Annotated in this window: 3 protein-coding genes; all 3 read left to right on the top strand. The window is 34.0% G+C overall.

Annotation, left to right across the window (positions count from 1 at the left end):
* The coding region (locus B3J44_RS17050) for a response regulator transcription factor (protein WP_286969867.1) at nucleotides 1–618 on the top strand (618 nt) is incomplete at its 5' end.
* A gap of 3 nt (nucleotides 619–621) precedes the next feature.
* Nucleotides 622–1977, top strand: a complete 1356-nt coding sequence (locus tag B3J44_RS17045; protein ID WP_286969865.1) for a sensor histidine kinase — start codon at nucleotides 622–624, stop codon at nucleotides 1975–1977.
* Nucleotides 1978–2121: 144 nt separating this feature from the next.
* Nucleotides 2122–3087: TolC family protein (locus B3J44_RS17040; RefSeq protein WP_286969863.1), on the top strand; the 966-nt coding region annotated here is incomplete at its 3' end.

The raw sequence follows: 3087 nt of genomic DNA, 5'->3' as shown, positions 1-3087 counted from the left end.
GGTTTAGAAGAAAACAACTTTACTGTGCATTTGGCCGAAACGGGCGAAATGGCGCGCGACCTTGTACAAGAAAATACTTGGGATATTATTTTGATGGATATCATGCTTCCGGGAATTGACGGTATTCAGCTGACCAAATTAATGCGTTTTAAAAAGATTCATACGCCTATTTTAATGCTCAGCGCATTGAGCAATACCGATGATAAAGTTACTGCACTAGATTCTGGTGCCGATGATTATCTTGTAAAACCTTTTCATTTTAAAGAACTGATTTCGAGAGTAAATGCGCTTACGCGAAGAACAAAATTTAATTACAACGAACCCGAAACTTTGTACACTTGCGGAACTTTAACCATTAATCCAGACGAACATAAAGTCACAGAAAATAACGAATTGATCGATCTTTCGCCAAGAGAATATAAACTGCTTTTGTATTTATTAGAAAACCGAAATAAAGTAATGTCGCGAACTCAGATTCTAACTGCAGTTTGGGGAATTAATTACGACAATAATACCAATGTGGTCGATGTGTATATTTCGTATTTAAGAAACAAAATAGAACACAATCATAAGTTCATTCACACCATAAAAGGAATTGGTTATATGCTAAAAGAATAATTTATGAAAATCCGTAATCGCTTTACTTTAATTTCTTCTTTGACATTCAGCGTTGTGTTTGTCATTGCTTCGCTGATCACGTATTTTTCTTTTTACAGTTATTCTGAAAAAATAGTTTATAACGAATTGCAGAAAACCTGTCTTCTTACAGGAATTTTCTATTTAGAGAAAGACGAACTTCCAAAAAATCAGCATTTAATTATTGGACAGCAGTTTAAAGAAAATTCACTAGAAATAGTTTCACGCGTTTACAACGAGAAAAACCAAATTGTATACGGCGATAAAACTTCGGATCACAATATAAATTCAAAACGATTAGATTACATTAGAAAAAACAGGAAACTAAGTTTTAAGTCCAAACATCATTTTTACTTCGGAACTTACTATCATGACAATCAAGGAGATTTTGTAGTTTTCGTCAAAAAAAACGATACCGATTTCAAAACCATGACAGATAGATTATTGATCATTATGATTTTGGTTTTAATTTCGGGATTGGTCAGTATTTATTTGGTCAGCCGATTGCTTTCTAATTTGGCTTATACTCCGATCAAAAACATTATAAATCAAGTTAATGAGATTCAGGCTTCTTCTTTAGACAAACAAATTGTTTCTTCTAATACCAAAGATGATATTCAGGAATTGATAGAAACGTACAACAATCTGCTGAAACGTCTTTCGGATACTTTTATCATTCAGAAAAACTTCATTAATTATGTTTCACACGAATTCAAAACGCCTTTAACCGCCATTTCTGGAAACCTTGAAGTTTTTGCCCAAAAAGACAGAACCAGCGCCGAATACAAAGAAATGTCTCAGAAAGTATTAGAAAACGTCTATCAAATCGAAGACACGATGAATACTTTGATGATGCTTTCGGGGCTTCGCGAAAATATGGAACTTAACGAAATTTTCAGAGTCGACGAATTGGTTTGGGACATCAACGATCAATTGTCTGCCACTTATCATTTAAAAGGGCAAATTCAAATTGCATTAGAAGTATTGAATGATAAACTGCTTTCTATACAAGGAAATTCTAACGAAATTAAAATTGCATTGTTTAATATCATCGAAAATGCTGTTAAATATTCCGAAGGAAATCCGATAAAAATCAGTTTATTAGAACAAAATCAGCAGCTAAAAATTATCATTGAAGATCAAGGAAAAGGCATTAGCGAAGAAGATCTTCAATTTATCAAACAAACCTTCTACAGAGGTAAAAATGTAAGCGATATAAAAGGAAGCGGAATTGGTTTGACATTGGCCAATGTAATCTTCAAACAAAATAATATTGAGTTTACAATTACTTCTAAAAAAACGTTTGGAACCACCGTAACACTGATTTTCCCAAAACTCTAATCGTTTTCTAATCCAACTCTTACTGGTTTCTAACAGACATCAAATTGAGGCTTAATACGTAGCAAATAGCTTTGCATCTTATTAAATCTACTCAATTTGAAACGTATATTTTTAACCTTGTTTTTAATTGTATCACTCAAAAGTATGGCACAAATTGGAGCCATCAGCGATACAATTGTTCTTTCTCGAAATCAGGCCGAAGCTATATTTCTGGAAAAGAACATTTCTCTTATTTCCGAAAAACTGAATATCGACATTGCTGAGGCGCAAGTTATTCAGGCAAAACTGTGGCCAAATCCGACATTGACCGTTGGAGAAATTAATCTTTGGAGCAATGCTACTGCTCAACAATTGCCCGTTCTATGGGGAAACTACGGAAGAACGCAACAAGTCAATGCCGAACTTGAGCAATTGGTTCAGACTGCGGGAAAACGAAAAAAAATGATCGCCATGGAAAAAGTGGGTGTAGATATTGCCAAAGAATATTTCAAAACTTTTTTACGAAATCTCAAAATCGAGTTTAGAAGCAATCTTACTGAACTGCAATACACGCAAGCTCAGGAAGCTATTTATAAAAAACAGCTTTCGTCAATGCAAACCTTAATTAAAGCATATGGCAATCAGGTCGCACAAGGTAATATTGGCAAGGCCGAATACATTAGGTTAAAAGCATCTGAACTTCAATTTCTAAAAGAAATCAGCGATTTACAGAAAGACAACAATTCATTACAAAAAGAACTTAAAGTTTTAATGAATCTTCCTCCTGCAAGTTTCATCAAATTGACTGACGAAGGTTTTGTTCCTGCAAATAAAAATATAGAAGATATCAATATAGGAAATCTAATGGCCTCGGCAGTAGAAAATCGTCCCGATATGAAAGTTCTTAAACTCGGAAACGACTATAACGACATTAAATACAAATATGAAAAAGCCATGCGAACTCCCGATGTTACACTTGGTGTGAGTTATGACCGTGGTGCGAGTTTAATGAACGATTTTGTTGGTCTTGGCTTCTCTGTTGATCTTCCTTTTTTTAATAGAAATAAAGGAAACATAAAAGTCGCAAAACTGACTGTTGAGCAAGGTAAATTGGCTACTGAAGAAAAGACA

Source organism: Flavobacterium sp. UBA4854 (assembly GCF_002399805.1).
Taxonomy (GTDB): Bacteria; Bacteroidota; Bacteroidia; order Flavobacteriales; family Flavobacteriaceae; genus Flavobacterium; species Flavobacterium ginsengisoli.
The sequence above is the reverse complement of the archived record's forward strand: the minus strand, read 5'-3'. Positions and strand labels throughout refer to the sequence as shown.

Coding starts and splice junctions, on each gene's coding strand:
- B3J44_RS17045 (WP_286969865.1), top strand. CDS start 622: ATGAAAATCCGTAATCGCTTTACTTTAATTTCTTCTTTGACATTCAGC.